At 30.5% G+C, this 16133-nt stretch carries 16 protein-coding genes, 1 pseudogene and 1 riboswitch; of the genes and pseudogenes, 14 read left to right on the top strand and 3 right to left on the bottom strand.

What is annotated here, in order from left to right; all coding sequences use genetic code 11:
* Positions 1–129: 129 nt before the first annotated feature.
* Positions 130–504 carry a DUF4351 domain-containing protein gene (locus tag ACLVEP_RS04440; RefSeq protein WP_412583105.1) on the top strand — a complete coding sequence of 125 codons (375 nt, stop codon included), beginning with the start codon at positions 130–132 and terminating at the stop codon, positions 502–504.
* Between the two features lie 55 nt (positions 505–559).
* On the opposite strand, the gene ACLVEP_RS04435 is transcribed toward ACLVEP_RS04440, so the two are convergent.
* On the bottom strand, positions 560–847 hold the full coding sequence (locus tag ACLVEP_RS04435; protein WP_022001422.1) for a hypothetical protein: 288 nt from the start codon (positions 845–847) through the stop codon (positions 560–562).
* A gap of 80 nt (positions 848–927) precedes the next feature.
* A riboswitch (TPP riboswitch) is annotated at positions 928–1025 on the top strand.
* A 70-nt stretch (positions 1026–1095) separates the two neighbouring features.
* Between ACLVEP_RS04435 and thiE the strand changes: the two are divergent.
* The 7 genes and pseudogenes from thiE to yfcE all read left to right on the top strand — a co-directional run.
* Positions 1096–1680: pseudogene (gene thiE / locus ACLVEP_RS04430) on the top strand (thiamine phosphate synthase); the annotation flags it as partial.
* 57 nt (positions 1681–1737) lie between these two features.
* Complete coding sequence (gene thiD / locus ACLVEP_RS04425; protein WP_412583147.1) at positions 1738–2529, top strand: bifunctional hydroxymethylpyrimidine kinase/phosphomethylpyrimidine kinase; 792 nt, start codon at positions 1738–1740, stop codon at positions 2527–2529.
* Positions 2530–2573: 44 nt separating this feature from the next.
* Positions 2574–3728, top strand: a complete 1155-nt coding sequence (locus ACLVEP_RS04420) for an NADP-dependent malic enzyme (protein WP_412583103.1) — start codon at positions 2574–2576, stop codon at positions 3726–3728.
* Between the two features lie 264 nt (positions 3729–3992).
* Entirely contained in the window at positions 3993–4127 is a 135-nt protein-coding gene (locus tag ACLVEP_RS04415) for a hypothetical protein (protein WP_412583101.1), read from the top strand.
* Between the two features lie 473 nt (positions 4128–4600).
* A complete protein-coding gene (locus ACLVEP_RS04410) occupies positions 4601–4897 on the top strand; it encodes a hypothetical protein (RefSeq protein WP_412583099.1) in 297 nt (98 codons plus the stop codon).
* Positions 4898–4900: 3 nt separating this feature from the next.
* Complete coding sequence (locus ACLVEP_RS04405; RefSeq protein ID WP_106988298.1) at positions 4901–5383, top strand: peptidylprolyl isomerase; 483 nt, start codon at positions 4901–4903, stop codon at positions 5381–5383.
* A 4-nt stretch (positions 5384–5387) separates the two neighbouring features.
* Positions 5388–5930 (top strand): phosphodiesterase, encoded by a 543-nt coding sequence (gene yfcE / locus ACLVEP_RS04400; RefSeq protein ID WP_412583097.1) that lies wholly within the window; start codon positions 5388–5390, stop codon positions 5928–5930.
* Here the strand turns inward: yfcE and ACLVEP_RS04395 are convergent.
* Positions 5922–7253: a PLP-dependent aminotransferase family protein gene (locus ACLVEP_RS04395; RefSeq protein ID WP_412583095.1), complete on the bottom strand. Its 1332-nt coding sequence runs from the start codon at positions 7251–7253 to the stop codon at positions 5922–5924. The genes yfcE and ACLVEP_RS04395 overlap by 9 nt on opposite strands.
* Positions 7254–7362: 109 nt before the next feature.
* Between ACLVEP_RS04395 and ACLVEP_RS04390 the strand changes: the two genes are divergently transcribed.
* The 6 genes from ACLVEP_RS04390 (at position 7363) to ACLVEP_RS04365 (ending at position 15647) form a co-directional block, all read left to right on the top strand.
* Positions 7363–8691, top strand: coding sequence for a 6-phospho-beta-glucosidase (locus ACLVEP_RS04390; RefSeq protein WP_412583092.1), 1329 nt, complete (start codon positions 7363–7365; stop codon positions 8689–8691).
* A 100-nt stretch (positions 8692–8791) separates the two neighbouring features.
* Entirely contained in the window at positions 8792–9505 is a 714-nt protein-coding gene (locus tag ACLVEP_RS04385) for a GntR family transcriptional regulator (protein ID WP_412583091.1), read from the top strand.
* 239 nt (positions 9506–9744) lie between these two features.
* Complete coding sequence (locus tag ACLVEP_RS04380; protein ID WP_412583089.1) at positions 9745–11049, top strand: PTS sugar transporter subunit IIC; 1305 nt, start codon at positions 9745–9747, stop codon at positions 11047–11049.
* A gap of 148 nt (positions 11050–11197) precedes the next feature.
* Positions 11198–11734: a hypothetical protein gene (locus ACLVEP_RS04375; protein ID WP_412583087.1), complete on the top strand. Its 537-nt coding sequence runs from the start codon at positions 11198–11200 to the stop codon at positions 11732–11734.
* 146 nt (positions 11735–11880) lie between these two features.
* Positions 11881–13959: a glutamine synthetase III gene (locus ACLVEP_RS04370; RefSeq protein ID WP_412583085.1), complete on the top strand. Its 2079-nt coding sequence runs from the start codon at positions 11881–11883 to the stop codon at positions 13957–13959.
* Between the two features lie 98 nt (positions 13960–14057).
* Complete coding sequence (locus tag ACLVEP_RS04365) at positions 14058–15647, top strand: IS1182 family transposase (protein ID WP_412582448.1); 1590 nt, start codon at positions 14058–14060, stop codon at positions 15645–15647.
* 143 nt (positions 15648–15790) lie between these two features.
* Here the strand turns inward: ACLVEP_RS04365 and ACLVEP_RS04360 are convergent, their stop codons facing one another.
* Entirely contained in the window at positions 15791–16102 is a 312-nt protein-coding gene (locus ACLVEP_RS04360) for a VanZ family protein (RefSeq protein ID WP_412583084.1), read from the bottom strand.
* Positions 16103–16133 lie beyond the last annotated feature (31 nt).

The raw sequence follows: 16133 nt of genomic DNA, 5'->3' as shown, positions 1-16133 counted from the left end.
CTAAAATGATAATAGAAATGAGACAAGTGTGAGACGAATTATCTTTAAACATATGATACAATGATAGGAAATGTAGATGATCCAACAGAAATCAAAAGATATTAAGATGTCGTAGAAATTAATCAAAGTATGTTTGCAGGAAGTTATGATGGATTAAGAGAAAATCGTAAAATCGAAACAGAAAGCTTCATGATGGCGGTGACATTTACGCATACAAATATTAGAAGAGATGATTTACCAGAGGGAGATGAAATTAATATGTGTAAAGCAATGGATCAATTATTTCAAAAATTTGAAAAGAAAGGAGAAAGCATAGGAATTGAAAAAGGAAAATATGAAGAAAAACAAAATACTTTAAAAGAACAACTCAAAGTTAAATTTGGAAACTTGTCAGGTAACTTAGAAGAAAAGCTTACAAATACATCGCTAGAAAAACTCAATGAACTTACATTAAATATTTTTAATGTAACAAGTGAAGAAGATATTTTAAAAATTATTAATTAAAAAGAAACAGTTTGAATAAAGTGTTTATTTCAAACTGTTTTTTTAAATAAATTATTCAATTAAAAGAAAGATTTAAAGGAGTAGTTGATTCTTTTGTACCATGAGGAAGACGTTTTTTTAAAGGAATGACTTTAAAACCAGGGCATAGATACATAAAAGGGGAATAACGTAATTCATGGCTAAGTATAGAAATAACTGTTTTTTGATCTAAAGATGTATAAACATCAAAAACAAGGTCAAAATCTAAAGGATGAATGTTTTTTAATTGAATGCGAGAATCTTTATGATTTTTAATCATTAATTTAAAAATGTGATAGTTACCTGCTGTAATACATAATTTCATGAAAGCACCTCCTTTTATAGTTTGAACAAAAGCATAAATAATATGATTAAAAATAGACAATTTTTATTAAAAAAATTATAATAAAGGAAACGGGGAGCTTTTTGCTGAGAGTAAGTATTGACTTAGACCCATAACCTGATTTGGATAATGCCAACGTAGGAGATATAAACGTTAACAGAGTTCAACAGGACTCTCTTTTTATTTCCAGGGAAATAAAAAAGAATATTGTAAAGAAAGAAGGAAATTTGATGAAATTAAATAAAGAAGATTTATTATTGTATGGAGTAACAGATTCAAAATATTTAAAAGGAAGAAAAATGTCGGAATTAGTTGAAGAAGCCATTCTTGGTGGTGTAACAATGATTCAACTAAGAGAAAAAGAAATGACACATGAAGCATTTAAACAAGAAGCATTGTATGTTCAAAGTGTGTGTCAAAAACATCATGTTCCTTTGATTATTAATGATGATGTTGAATTGTGTAAAGAAATTGATGCAGATGGGGTTCATATTGGACAAGATGATTTGAATTTAAAAGAAGCAAGAAAAATATTAGGTGAAGATAAAATTATTGGTGTATCTGCACATAATTATGAAGAAGCAAAAATAGCTTTAGAAAATGGGGCTGATTATTTAGGTGTCGGAGCTATTTTTACAACTCAAACAAAAGATGATGCACAAAATATTTCAATGGAAACATTAAATGAAATTTGTCAAAAGGTTGATATTCCTGTGGTTGCTATTGGTGGTATTAATCAAGTGAATATCTTAGAATTTATGGGTGTTGCTATTGATGGTGTTGCTATCGTTTCAAGTATCTTTGGAAGTGATGATATCCAAAAAGCAAGTTGTATGTTAAAAGATAAAATTCAAAGAGTTATCTCTAATAAAATGCCAACTTGCCTTACAATTGCAGGTAGTGATAGTAGTGGAGGTGCAGGAATTCAGGCAGATTTAAAAACAATGCTTGCTAATCGTGTTTATGCTATGTCAGTTATTGCAGCACTAACAGCTCAAAATACTACAGGAGTGGATGCTATCTACGATGTAGATGCTTCTTTTGTGGCTAGTCAAATGGATAGTGTGTTTACAGATATTTATCCAATGGCTGTTAAAATTGGAATGGTTTCTCAAAAAGAAGTCATTTTATCTATTAGTGAAAAGTTAAAACAATATCATGCACGTAATATTGTTGTTGATCCTGTGATGGTGGCTACAAGTGGGGCAAAACTTATTAGTGATGAAGCTATTGATACATTAAAAGCAAATCTCTTCCCACTCGCAACGGTTTTAACACCAAATATTCCTGAAGCCGAAGTTTTATCAGGATTAAAAATCAATAATGAAGAAGAAATGTTAGCAGCAGCTAAATATATTGGAGATCATTATCATTGTGCAGTATTACTTAAAGGCGGACATCAAATCAATGATGCCAATGATTTACTTTATAAAGAAGGTAATTATCAATGGTTTAAAGGAAAACGTATTAATAACAATAATACTCATGGTACGGGATGTACTTTATCAAGTGCGATTGCTTCTTATTTAGCACGAGGTGAAAATTTGGAAAATGCTGTTAAAAAGGCTAAGGATTATATTTCAGGAGCACTTGCAGCAATGCTTGATTTAGGACAAGGGCAAGGGCCAATGGATCATGGATATGTTTTAGATAAAAAAGATTAGACGAATTGTCTATTTTGTAGGTATAATAGTGTCGGGTGATGAAAATGAATTATTATGAAGAAGCCTTGAAATTACATGAAAAACATCAAGGAAAAATACATACGGAATTAAATTGTGAAATTAATACAATGGATGATATGTCTGTTGTTTATACGCCAGGGGTTGCTGAACCTTGTCGTAAGATTGCTGAAAATGAAGAAGATGTTTATCGTTATACAACAAAATCAAACACAATTGCTGTTGTATCAAATGGAACAGCTGTTTTAGGACTTGGAAATATTGGAGCCAAAGCTTCGATTCCAGTCATGGAAGGAAAAGCTGCTTTATTTAAAAAATTCGGAGATGTCAATGCGGTACCTATTTGTTTAGATACACAAGATAAAGAAGAATTGATTCAAACAGTTAAAAATATTGCACCATGTTTTGGTGGAATCAACTTAGAAGATATTGCTTCTCCAGATTGCTTTGAAATCGAAGAAAGATTAGATCAAATGTTAGATATTCCTGTATTCCATGATGATCAACATGGAACAGCTGTTGTTGTTTTAGCGGCCTTATATAACGCTTTAAGAGTGACAAAAAAAGATATCAAAGATATTACAGTTGTTTTAAATGGGCCAGGAGCTGCAGGAACAGCTATTATTAAAATGATGTATACAGCCGGTGTTGGTAAAATTATTGCAGTGGATGAATTTGGAATTTTATATAAAGATAGACAAGAAGGACTTATTCCTCATAAGCGTGCTTTATGTGATATTACTAATCCTGATAATATGCAAGGTACATTAGCTGATGCATTAAAAGGTGCAGATGTTTTTGTAGGTGTTTCTAAACCAAATCTAGTAACTGATGAAATGGTTCATTCAATGAACAATGATCCAATTATCTTTGCAATGGCAAATCCTGAACCAGAAATTACTTATCAAAAAGCCAAAGCAGCAGGAGCAAGAGTTGTTGGAACAGGTCGTTCTGATTATCCAAATCAAATTAATAATGTTTTAGCTTTCCCTGGTATTTTTAAAGGAGCATTAGAAGCAAGAGTTCCTTCAATTACACCAGAAATGAAAGTAGCTGTGGCTAAAGCTATTGCAGATACAATCAGTGATGAAGATTTAAATGAAGAAAATATCATGCCAAAAATCTTCAATAAAGATGTGACAGCAGCTGTTGCTAATGCAATTAAACAATTTGCTAAATAAAAAAAGATATTAACAAAATAAATGACCCTACCTATTTGGTAGGGCTATTTCATATAATTATATTATCATAGTTAAAGTGAAAGAAATCGATGATAAATATGGGTAGAGAGAATAGGGTGAAAATGATCAATGAAAATAATTGAGATAGAAGATAGAAATGATGAACTATTAAATACACTTGTAAATGTTTGAGAAGATTCTGTAAAAGCCACACATACATTTTTAAATGAACAAGAAATTGAACATATTAAAGAATATGTTCCAATGGCATTAAAGAATGTTGAACATTTGATGGTTGTAGATAATGGTGAAGCTGTGGGATTTAAAAAATACAAGAAAACAGAATTAGATGAAGAAGGAAATCCTTATCCTTTATTGTATATGAAATTAGATAGATAAGATTTTATTGAATTGTTTATAAAATTTAATTATAATAAATATGAAAAAGAACAACCGATAAACGGTTCGTCTTGGGTTTTTTAGTGTAGAATAACTACCTCAATGTTCGCCAAAACTTTGTGAGGTAGTTATTTTTTGCATTATTTTCTATTATATATAGAAGTAATTTAATAACGATACTTATTATCGACATCATTAATGTTAGTGTACCTAACATAACCATGATAGCTTCATAAGTTGTCATTTCCATCACCTCCGTTTTTCATATTTCCCTAAGGATATCTATGTAAACGAAGAATACGCCCTTCGATCAATGCGACCAAGGATAACCGCCTACCGTCTTTTTGGTTGTTCACCAAATTATAACATGAAGAAATAAATAAAAATATACTTTTGGACTAAGTGTCCCATACTAAATAATATATAACAAAAATGATTCTATTATGATAGAATGATACAAGGAGGTACATAGTATGGAAGTTATGCTTATTGTTGGGTTATTTGCTTCATCTGCGCTTTCCTTGAATTTTATGGTTAATCAAAAATATAAATTAGCAGGATCAATGAATATTATTAACTTATGTTTAGTGGTAGCAACAGCTTATCAATTTGATCAAGTAAAGAATATTGTTTGGTTATTTGGAATTGCGGCAGGAGTTGTACTTGTTTATTTTGTAGTAAGATTTCTTTTAAAGAAGAAGAAAAAAGAAAAACAACAATCTATTGAAAATAAGGTTGTTGATGTAGACGTTGTAGATAAGGAGAATTAGAGAATGGAAAAAGTATTAATTGAAATTGAAATGGAAAATGGAGATGTGATGAAAGGAGAACTTTATCCTGAAGTTGCACCAATTACAGTAGAAAACTTTTTAAAATTAATTGATGAAGATTTCTTTGCAGGATTAATTTTCCATAGAGTCATCCCTGGATTTATGATTCAAGGTGGGGGATATACTAAAGACTTTAAAGAAAAACATTGTGATTCTATTAAAGGTGAATTTAAAAGCAATGGTGTTAACAATGAATTAAAACATACAGAAGGTGTTTTATCTATGGCTAGAACAATGATCAAAGATTCAGCATCTTCACAATTCTTTATCATGCATAAACCAGCACCTCATTTAGATGGTGAATATGCTGCATTTGGTAAAATTACAGAAGGTTTAGATATTGTAGATCAAATTGCTAATGTTCCTACAAATTTCCAAGATTGTCCAACAACACCAGTTGTGATTAAAACAATTAGAAGAGTGTAATTATATGAAAGTAATGTTTATATCAGATATTCATGGTTCTTATTATTGGGCAAATAAGGCAATTGAAAAATATCGTGAAGAAAAAGCAGAAAAACTTGTTATTTTAGGGGATATTTTATATCATGGACCACGTAATGATTTACCTAAGGATTATAATTGTAAAAAGGTTATTGCTCTGTTAAATCCTTTAAAAAAGGATATTATTGCAGTTAGAGGAAATTGTGATAGTGAAGTTGATCAAATGGTGTTAGATTTTCCTATGCGTAGTGATTATGCTTTAATGGATGTTGATCAACATCATTTCTTTATGACACATGGACATTTATTTAATGAAGATCAACTTCCTTTATTAAATGAAAATGATATTTTAATTTATGGGCATTTTCATAAACCACTTGCTAAAAAAGAAAACGGTATTTATATTTTAAATCCATCTTCGATTTCTTTGCCTAAAGAAGGTACGAATAGTTATGGTATTTATGAAAATGACTGTTTTACAATTAAAACATTTGATAATGAAATTGTAAAACAAATACAATTAGATTAATGAAAGAATCGTTTGATAGATAATATCAAGCGATTTTTTTAATTGTTCAGGTGTTACCTGAGCTAAACTAATACGAAAAGAATGATTAAAATGTTCTTTATGATAAAAACAACGTTCATTTCTAGCAATATAAACACTCTTTTTATTTAACTCTTTTTCTAAAAGATCTAAAGAAATCTTTTGATTGATTTTTAAAGTAAAATAATACCCTGAATAATCTCCTATAACTTCAATAAGATTGATATCCCATGTTTTTTTATATCTTTTAATAATTTGATAATGTTTTTTTAATGTTTGATAAATTTTTTGAGTTTGTTTTTGATAAAGTAAACTACGAATATAGGATTCTAATGTTGCCTGAGAAATAAGAGAAGGCAACTGATAAGAATAATAATAAGATTGATGAATGATTTGATCAAAAATAGTTCTAAAATCTTGATTAATAACACAGATTCCAATTCTAAGATAAGGAATTGTTTTGGTAAAACTTGTTAAATAAATACAATTTTTGCCACCAGTATAATAATAAAGAGGTAAATAATGACTTTGAAAAGAACAATGTCCAAAGTAATCATCTTCAATTAGATAAACATTATATTTTAAAGCAAGAGAAGCAATTTTTTTTCTTGTTTGAGTATTGAGTGTTGTACCTAATGGATTATGATTACGAGGTGTTAAATAAAAGAATTTGATGTTTTTTTCTTTGAATAAATATTCTAATTGTTTTAAAGAAAGACCGTTTTCATCTCTTTTGATTGTTTCAACAGGTAAATCTAAAGATTTTAAAAATTGAATATAATAACTATAAGTTGGTTCTTCAATTAAAATTGTATTTTTATGATTGAATTTAAATGTTGTTAGAAAAGAAAGCATTTGAGTAATTCCTTGAATTAAAAAAATATCTTCTTTTTTAGCGTAAATTCCTAATTCTTCTAAAAAAGTAGGTAATATATCTTGTAAAGATTCAACGCCTTGTAAAGATAGATTTAATGATGATTTAGAATATTCATCGATTGCAATAGATAAACAATGTTTAGCATCAACTAGAGAAGTTGTTGAAACAATTGGATTTCCTGTATTTAATAAGTATTTATTTTGAGATTCTTCTAAGGAATTATTAATATAAGCTACATAATAACCACTTTGAGGTTTAACATAAATAAGATGTTTTTCAATAAGTTCTTGATAGCTTGAAATAATTGTAGAGCGACTACATTGATATAAATCCATCATTTTCCTAATAGAAGGTAGCTTTTGGCCTTGTTTATATTCAGCCTTTATTTTCTTTTCAATATCTTTTGAAATGATTTGATATTTCTTCATTTTTTATCACCAATTTTATTATACTATAAAAACTGTATCGGTACAGTTTAGAGTTAGTTTTATTGTATTTCTCTTTGTGTTTTTTATAATAAATAGCGGAGGTACGAAGATGAAAAAAGATGGAGTAAAAATTGTAACAATTGGTGGAGGAAGCAGTTATACACCAGAATTAGTAGAAGGGTTTATTAATCGTTATGAAACATTACCAGTAAAGGAATTATGTTTAGTAGATATTCCAGAAGGAAAAGAAAAATTAGAAACAGTTGGAGCTCTTGCTAAAAGAATGGTTGAAAAAGCAGGAGTAGATATGAAAATTACATTATCATATGATCGTAGAAGTGCTTTACAAGGGGCAGATTTTGTGACAACACAAATGCGTATTGGTCGTTTACCAGCACGTATTAAAGATGAAAGAATTCCTATTTCACATGGAATGATTGGTCAAGAAACAAATGGAGCAGGAGGTATGTTTAAAGCTTTTAGAACAATTCCTGTTATTTTGGAAATTGTCAAAGATATTGAAGAAATTTGTCCAGATGCATGGTTGATCAACTTTACAAATCCAGCAGGAATGGTTACAGAAGCTATTTTAAGATATACAAACTTTAAAAAGACAATTGGATTATGTAATGTACCAGTCAATATGGTCAGTGGTTTTGCTAAGATGTTAAATGCCAAGGAAGAAGAAGTAACAATGGAAATCCAAGGGGTAAACCATTTTATCTTTGCAACAGATGTTTTTGTTAATGGTGAATCACGTTTTGAAGAATTGTTAGATAAATATGCAAACTTAAGTGAAGAAGATACAATTCAAATGAAAAACTTTGTATCTTTACCTTATTCACCATCATTTATTAAAGGTTTAAAAGCAATCCCATGTCCATATCATAATTATTATTTCTATACAAAAGAACAATTAGAAGAAGAACAAGAACAATTTAAATCTGGAACAGTACGTGGAGAAGTTGTTAGTAAAACAGAAGAAGAATTATTTGAATTATATAGTCATCAAGAATTAGCAGAAAAACCTCAACAACTTGCCATGCGTGGTGGAGCAAAATATTCGGATGCAGCATGTAACTTGATTCAATCTATTTATAATAATACTGGAGATATTCAATATGTAGATGTTAGAAATAATGGATGTATTAAAGATTTACCAGTAGATAGTGCTGTAGAAGTTGCTTGTCGTATTACAGCTAATGGACCTCAACCAATTGCAACAGGTGAATTAAAATTACCAATCAGTGGTTATGTACATATGATGAAGGCCTTTGAAAGAATGGTTTGTGAGGCAGCTGTTACTGGAAATAGAGATTTAGCTGTAACAGCATTAAATATGAATCCATTATGTCAAAGTGATCATGATGCTAATATTGTTATTGATGAACTTATTGAAGCGCATAAAGACTATTTACCACAGTTTAAACAATCTTAGGATTGTTTTTTCTTTTACACAAAAATTGGCCTCTTGTTAAAAAGTCCGTGCAAATTTATGAAAAGTATGGTATTTTTAGTTATGGTAGGAGGGAAAGTCTATGGTTAAATATATTGATATCGCAGATGATATTAGAAGTAAGATTTTTGATAAAAAATATACATATGGACAAAAACTCCCTTATGAATATGTATTATGTGTTGCTTATCATTGTAATAAAGAAACAATGAAAAAAGCCTTAGATATATTGGTAAAAGAAGGATTGATTGTAAGAAGAAGAGGAGCAGGAACTTTTGTAAAAGATTATGATGCTTCTTCAGAAGATGCAACTCAACTTAAACAATCAGGATTGGGTTTAACACGAAAATTAAAAGGCAAAGGTGAATTAAAAAGTGAAATTATTGAATTTTCAGTTATACCGAGTGATGAGCATATATCTAAAAAATTACAAATAGAAGAGGGATCCTTTGTCTATCATATTATTAGAAAAAGAGTATTTGATGATAAACCGTATTGTTTGGAAATTACATATATGCCAATTTCTGTTATTCCAAACTTGAAGCTAGAACATTTGAAAGGCTCGATATACCAGTATATTGAAAAAGAATTAAAATTAAAGATACAAAGTACGCATAAAACTATACGTGCTCATCTATCGAGTCCGTTAGAACAAGAAAATTTGGGATTGAAGGAATATGAACCATATATTGAAGTTGAACAAACGGCATATTTAAGTAGTGGGATTATCTTTGAATATTCATTTACGAGATATCATTACAACAATTTTGAACTTCAAACAGTGACGGTTCAATAGCCAAAAAACATAAAAAAACGCTGTCTAAATGATAGCGTTTTCTTTTTTTAATAAAAAAATCAAAAAAAATAACCGCTTTCAAAAACGTTGAAAAACCCTTATTTTATGCGGTTTTTTTTAAAAATTATGTCTTTTAAAATTAAAAGTATGGTACTTTTAATTTAAAAAAACGTTGACTTTTATTTGCATAATAGATTATACTATTAGTGTCAAAAAAATATTTAAGGGAGGAAAAATTTATGGACAAAATGGCGGATGTCTTAGGTCGCGCTGGTGCATGGTGCGGTCAAAACAAATATTTATCTGCAATCAAAAATGCGTTCCAAAACTTCATGCCTTTAACAATCGCTGGGGCAATTGGGGTTTTATGGTGTAACGTATTAGTTAACGACCAAACAGGTTTAGGTATCTTCTTCAAACCAATCATGGCTTTAGATTTCTTAAACCCTGCATTCCAAGCCGTTAACTTCTGTACAATCAGCTGTATCACAGTTGGTATCACTCTTGGTATCGCCCAAGAAATCGGTGTTTGGAATATGGGAGCTGAAAAAGCTGGTTATATCCCAGGTTTAGTTGGATTAGCTGCTTGGTTATCAGTTACAAACACTTCACATGTTATTGAAGGAGCTAAAGATCCTTTTACTGGTGTTGCTGGTAATGAACTTGGAGCAACAGGTTTATTCACTGGTATGATCATTGGTGTATTAGCTGTTGAATTATTCTGTTTCTTTGAAAAACAAGATGCATTGAAAATTAAAATGCCAGATCAAGTTCCACCAGGAGTTGCGCGTGCATTCGAAGTTTTAGTACCAGCTACTTTAACTTTAATCGTAACTGCTTGTATTGGATCAGCTTGTTATAACTTAACTGGGTTATATTTAAATGATGTCATCAAAAACAGTATCCAAGGTCCACTAGGTGCTGTAGGGGCAACAATTCCAGGTGTTATGATTATCTATTTAGTAATTATGTTATTCTGGTTAGTAGGTATTCATGGTAACAACATGTTATCTGCAGTAAAAGAAGCATTATTTACACCATTAGCACTTGAAAACGTTGAAAAATTCAACAAAGGTGAAAAACCAACAAACATCATCAATATGTATTTCTTACAAATGTGTGGTGAATTTGGTGGTTCAGGTGTAACTATCGGTTTAGTAATTGCCATCATGATTTTTGGTAAACGTGAAGATAACAAAGCAATCGCCTCATTATCATTAGTTCCAGGTTTATTCAATATCAATGAAACAGTTACATTCGGTATTCCAATGGTATTAAACCCAATCTTAGGTATTCCATTTGTATTTGCATGTTTAGTAACTATCTTAATTGGTTATGTATTAACAGTTATCGGATTCTGTCCAGTTGCTTGTTTAACAGTACCTTGGACAACTCCACCACTTGTATTTGGTTTCTTAGCAACAGGTGCAAGCCCAATGGGTGCAGTAACTCAAGCAATTTTAATTGTTGTATCAACAGTCATCTACACACCATTCTTAATTGCTTACGAAAAATACCAAAACAAACAAGCTGCAGAAGCTTAATATTGATAAATTAAATAAGATAATGAATAAGGGCGGGATTCCCCGTCCCTTATTTTTTAAAAAAATATTTAATGAATATGAGTTGACTTTATTAAAGAAAATTGATATTTATTAAATATTGAAAGTTTAGAATTAAAGAGGGGTTTTTATGGAATCAAAAAAAGTCGAATCAAATGCTGAATTAACACCATTTGAAAAAGAATTTAAAGTTCAATTAAATTTACCTGCTGCATACTTTAGTGTATTTTATGCAATCTATGTAGTGTATATGATTATTTCAGGTAATTTCAGTGATTTACCTGCAGTTATTGTATTAGGAGTTGTAGCTATTGGATATTTATTTGGTTACAGACCTTATAAATATGTTGTTAAAAGAAGAACTTTAGAAATTCATAGAAGAATTGGAAAAACAAAAGAAATCAACTTAATGAATTGTGAAACAATTACTGATCCAATTGCTAAAATGACAAAAATCATTACAAATGCACATTCATATGAAATTTATATGGATGATGGAACTCGTCAAACAGTTGCACCAAAAGATCAAATGGGATTTGTTGATGCTGTTGTTCATGCGAATAAGAGAATCCATTGTCAAGTTGAAGAATATAATCAAACTCATCGTAAATGGGAAAAGAAAAGAAGAAAAGAAGAAAAAAAAGCTAGAAGAACTGCTGCTCAATAAGCAAGCAGTTCTTTTTTTGTATAAAATAAATAAAAAATTATTAAAATGATAAAAACTTTGTAATAGTTGTTGACAACCCATATTTTCGTTTGTATAATGACATCATATAAATGATAATTTATATACTAAATAAGGGGGACACAAAGATGGAATTTAACAAGTTAGTTGAAGATTATGGATGCCTAGCTTTTACTGATGATGTTATGAAGGAACGAATTCCTAAATCAACATATAAAGCATTCCATGAATCGCTTGATAAAGGCGAAGAATTATCAAAAGAATGTGCAACTGTTATTGCTAATGCAATGAAAATTTGGGCAGTTGAACATGGAGCAACACATTTTACTCACTGGTTTACACCAATGACAGGATTAACTGCTGAAAAACATGATGCATTCTTAGAACCAGATGGTTCAAAAGCTGTTTTAGAATTTAGTGGTAAAACATTAAGAAAAGGAGAACCAGATGCTTCATCATTCCCATCAGGTGGTTTAAGAGCTACTTTCGAAGCAAGAGGATATACAGCATGGGACTGTACTTCACCTGCATTCGTTAAAGATGGAACATTATATATTCCTACATTATTCTGTTCATATACAGGAGAAGCATTGGATAAGAAAACACCTTTACTTAGATCATGTGATGCTTTAAGTAAAGCGGCTTGTCGTTTATTACCTTTAATTGGGGTTGAAGGTGTAACAAAAGTTTCTGCTTCAGTAGGGGCTGAACAAGAATATTTCTTAGTTGATGATAAATATTATCAAGAACGTATGGATTTAAAATTAACAGGTAGAACTTTATTTGGTGCTATGGCTCCAAAAGGACAAGAATTAGAAGATCATTATTTTGGTTCTTTAAAACGTAAAGTTGCTGCGTTTATGAAAGATTTAGATACTGAATTATGGAAATATGGAATTCCATCTAAAACTAAACATAACGAAGTAGCACCTGCACAACATGAAGTTGCTTGTGTTTATGCAAAAGTTAACATTACAACAGATAACAACCATTTATTAATGCAAATTGCTCAAGATATTGCTAAAAAACATGGTTTACGTTGTTTATTACATGAAAAACCATTTGCTGGAGTTAATGGATCTGGTAAACATGATAACTGGTCAGTTATTACAAATACAGGAATTAACTTATTTAATCCAGGAAAAAATCCTGAAGAAAATAAACCTTTCTTAGCTGCTTTAGCTTGTACAATTAAAGCTGTTGATGAATATGCTGAAATCTTACGTATGTCAATTGCTTCTGCTGGAAACGATCATCGTTTAGGCGCTAACGAAGCACCACCAGCAATCATTTCTATGTTTTTAGGTGAAGAATTAGATAAAGTTGTTGAAGATATTTGTACTGGTAAAAAATCTGATCATGAAGAAATTGGACGTTTTGATACAGGTGTTTCTGTTGTTCCAACATTCTCTAAAGACAATACAGATCGTAACAGAACTTCACCATTTGCCTTTACAGGTAATAAATTTGAATTCCGTGCTGTAGGTTCTGCACAATCTGTAGCTGGTCCAAATACAATCTTAAATGCAATGTTAGCTGAAGAAATGACTCAAATGGCTGATGCTATTGAAGGTGGAAAATCATTTGAAGAAGTTGTTAAAGAATTTATCTCTGAACATAAGAGAATTATCTTTAATGGTGATGGATATTCGGCTGAATGGGAAGAAGAAGCAAAAAAACGTGGACTTCCTAACCACAAAAATACTGTTGACGCATTAAAATGCTTAAAAGATCCAAAATATATTGATATGTTAGATCGCCAAGGTGTTTATACAAAAGTAGAATTAGCTTCACGTTATGAAATCTTATTAGATAACTATATTAAAACAATTCAAGTTGAAGCTTTAACTGCAGTTAAAATGGTTAAAACACAAATTTATCCAGCTGCTTGTGATTATTTAGCTAAAGTATCTTCAGAAGTTATTGCTGCAAAAGAAGCAGGTATTCCAGCGGCATTCTTAACTGATGATGCAACAAAACTTGCAAACTTATTACAAGAAGCAAAAGATAAATTAACAACATTAGAAAATAATATTGCTAAAGCACAAGCAAGCGATGCTGAAATCTTTGAAACTGCAACTATGTGGAAAGATGAAGTATTCGGTATGATGCAATCATTAAGAGAAACAGTGGATACAATTGAAGAATTAGTTGATGATTCTTATTGGCCAATTCCAACTTATGTAGACTTATTATTTGGTATTTAGTATATATAAAGGGGCTGTAACGAATAAATAATTTAAAAAAACAGTTTCTATAACGCAAAAACGGGCATGAGCCCGTTTTTTTGGTATAATAGTTGTCGATGAAAACACTAGAATACATTGAGAATTATAACGCATATCAACCATATATGCTATTAAATTTTAATTTGTCTTTTGAAAAAGATATTGCTCATGATGATATTTGTAGAACTGTTATTGAAGTCGTTGAGGAGGTTAATATTGCTAAGTATGTCGACTTCACTAATAGAAATGCTCATGGCTATGACGGAGTTATGATGTTTAAACTCATCATGTTGGCTATGGCCGACAGTGGATATGTTTCTACCAGAAAGCTCAGTAAACTCTGTAAGACCGATATCCGATATATGTTTATCGCTCAAAATCAGAAGCCATCTCATCAGGCATTTCAAAGATTTATTCATGATGATCTAACTATGCCAATTGAGGATATCTTTTATGAAATCAATAAATACATAGAATCAAAGATTTTTATCAATACGGATGTTTTGTGTATTGATGGTACCAAATATGAAGCCAACGCCAATAAGAACACATTCGTTTGGCGTGCAAATACAATCAGGAATCGAACTAAAAGATGGAAAAAGGTAATACTCTGTCTAAAGAAAATCAATAAATATTTTACAGAACAGAATATTGCCTTGAACTATTCACTTCTTAAGGAACCAAGCATAGAATACATGCTTGCTGTTGCTGATGGAATTGAACGATATATGAAAGATTATAATATCGAATTTGTTCATGGAAAAGGAAAAAGAAAAAGCGACATACAAAGGTTATATGACGAGCTTAAGGAACACGCAATAAAGTTATGGGAATATGCCATTCATATGGAGCTTTTAGGAAGTCGAAACAGTTTTTCAAAGACTGATCCGGATGCAACATTCATGCACATGAAATATGACTATTATAATCACACAAACGTATTCAAGCCAGGATATAATGTTCAAATAGGAGTAAGTGATGGATATATAAGAAATATCTATATCAGCAGTGACGGAAATGATCTTAGAACATATATTCCATTCATGGAGAAGTATAAAAGTGCCTATGGGAGATTGCCAAAGAAAACACCGGCTGATGCAGGATACGGAAGCTATGACAACTACAGTTACTGTAAAGAAAACAATATCGAACTGTATATGAAATATTCAGGATATTATAAGTCACAGGAAAAAACAAATGAAAAAAATAAGTTTCATAAGAAGCACATGAAAAGAACAGAAGAAGGAAACTTCATATGTCCAGCCGGTCACGAGTTTGAACTTGAAAAAGTAACACAGGACAGCAGAAGTGAATATGAAAAAATAAATATGCATTTTAGATGTCACAAATGTAAAGGATGTCCAATGAAATCAAAATGTACAAAATCAAAAGAAGGAAGAACGATAGTACATAACTTTCAGCTGGAAGAGTATGAAAAAGAAGTTCAAAAAAATGTAAAAAGTGCAGATGGAATAAAACTGATGTTTCAAAGAAGCAATGAAACGGAAGGAACATTTGGAGATTGGAAAATGAACCAGAAGTATGACAAGATGCATCGAAGAGGAAATTCTGGTGTAAAAACAGAAATCATCATGGTAGCGATAGGACATAATATAAGAAAATATCATAAACAAAAGCAGATGGTAAGCACAGAAGAAAGCAACTAGCATAAAATTTTTTTTAAGAAAAGGGTTAGTTCTTTTTAAGTGCGTCAGCTTTTTGAAAAAAGTAATTCTCATTTTAAATAGAAACTGAAAATAAAAAAAGAAGAGCCGTAACTCTTCAATAAACAATAAAAACTATTTATTCGTTACAGCCCCTTTTTGTCCTTTCTTTTAAGTATAAAATATATGATTAAAATCATAATAAGGGCACCTGTTGAATCAATACATACATCTCTTATTTGTCCAGCTCTGCCGGCGATAAAGAGTTGATGAAATTCATCACTACAGGCATATAAAGCAGTAAATATAAACGATTTTATCAATGGATTTTGTTTATGTACAAAAGTTTTATAAAGTAAGAATGCAAGAATGGCATATTCTGTCATATGAGCACATTTTCTTACAATAAAGGAAAGGGTATCTCTTGTAATTGGTGTTAAACCGCAAACTGAATACATCTAAAAACAAAATAAAACTGCAAAATAAAAT

Origin of the sequence: Faecalibacillus sp. (assembly GCF_047023275.1) — a bacterium.
Lineage (GTDB): Bacteria > Bacillota_I > Bacilli_A > Erysipelotrichales > Coprobacillaceae > Faecalibacillus.
Note: the sequence above shows the minus strand (reverse complement) of the source record. Positions and strands in the feature narration are given on the sequence as shown.

Coding starts and splice junctions, on each gene's coding strand:
- ACLVEP_RS04405 (WP_106988298.1), top strand. CDS start 4,901: ATGGAAAAAGTATTAATTGAAATTGAAATGGAAAATGGAGATGTGATG.
- thiD (WP_412583147.1), top strand. CDS start 1,738: ATGCCAACTTGCCTTACAATTGCAGGTAGTGATAGTAGTGGAGGTGCA.
- ACLVEP_RS04375 (WP_412583087.1), top strand. CDS start 11,198: ATGGAATCAAAAAAAGTCGAATCAAATGCTGAATTAACACCATTTGAA.
- yfcE (WP_412583097.1), top strand. CDS start 5,388: ATGAAAGTAATGTTTATATCAGATATTCATGGTTCTTATTATTGGGCA.
- ACLVEP_RS04435 (WP_022001422.1), bottom strand. CDS start 847: ATGAAATTATGTATTACAGCAGGTAACTATCACATTTTTAAATTAATG.
- ACLVEP_RS04370 (WP_412583085.1), top strand. CDS start 11,881: ATGGAATTTAACAAGTTAGTTGAAGATTATGGATGCCTAGCTTTTACT.
- ACLVEP_RS04390 (WP_412583092.1), top strand. CDS start 7,363: ATGAAAAAAGATGGAGTAAAAATTGTAACAATTGGTGGAGGAAGCAGT.
- ACLVEP_RS04385 (WP_412583091.1), top strand. CDS start 8,792: ATGGTTAAATATATTGATATCGCAGATGATATTAGAAGTAAGATTTTT.
- ACLVEP_RS04440 (WP_412583105.1), top strand. CDS start 130: ATGTTTGCAGGAAGTTATGATGGATTAAGAGAAAATCGTAAAATCGAA.
- ACLVEP_RS04395 (WP_412583095.1), bottom strand. CDS start 7,253: ATGAAGAAATATCAAATCATTTCAAAAGATATTGAAAAGAAAATAAAG.
- ACLVEP_RS04410 (WP_412583099.1), top strand. CDS start 4,601: ATGGAAGTTATGCTTATTGTTGGGTTATTTGCTTCATCTGCGCTTTCC.
- ACLVEP_RS04360 (WP_412583084.1), bottom strand. CDS start 16,102: ATGTATTCAGTTTGCGGTTTAACACCAATTACAAGAGATACCCTTTCC.
- ACLVEP_RS04415 (WP_412583101.1), top strand. CDS start 3,993: ATGGCATTAAAGAATGTTGAACATTTGATGGTTGTAGATAATGGTGAA.
- ACLVEP_RS04365 (WP_412582448.1), top strand. CDS start 14,058: ATGAAAACACTAGAATACATTGAGAATTATAACGCATATCAACCATAT.
- ACLVEP_RS04380 (WP_412583089.1), top strand. CDS start 9,745: ATGGACAAAATGGCGGATGTCTTAGGTCGCGCTGGTGCATGGTGCGGT.
- ACLVEP_RS04420 (WP_412583103.1), top strand. CDS start 2,574: ATGAATTATTATGAAGAAGCCTTGAAATTACATGAAAAACATCAAGGA.